The 276-nt window shown below is 34.4% G+C and carries 1 protein-coding gene; it reads right to left on the bottom strand.

All coding sequences use genetic code 11. From position 1 onward, the window contains the following. Nucleotides 1-66: 66 nt before the first annotated feature. Nucleotides 67-276 (bottom strand): hypothetical protein (locus SCA31_RS23225; protein ID WP_410699386.1); only part of this gene is annotated, 210 nt, incomplete at its 5' end.

The following is a 276-nucleotide window of genomic DNA, read 5'->3' as shown; positions in this document are numbered from 1 at the left end:
CCAGAACTTAATTCTATATATTATACTCATAATCAAGTTATTAAATTTTAATGCTTTTAAACTATTCTATTTCACAAAAAGAGATGGGTTCTTCACTTTGCTCATCGCAATGACAAAGCAAAACCCGTCCAAAATGAACGGAAGGATGATTTTTATTTCTTTAAACATTTCTCCAGGAACTGATCCTGTTCCCATAAAAGGTGAAAAATGTTTTCTTTTGCCTGATAGCTGTGCGCTTCTTTCGGTAACAATACCATTTTTACCGGTGCTCCCAGG

It is taken from the genome of Chryseobacterium sp. SIMBA_028 (assembly GCF_046535285.1).
Classification (GTDB): domain Bacteria; phylum Bacteroidota; class Bacteroidia; order Flavobacteriales; family Weeksellaceae; genus Chryseobacterium.
This window is presented reverse-complemented; position numbering and strand designations above follow the sequence as displayed.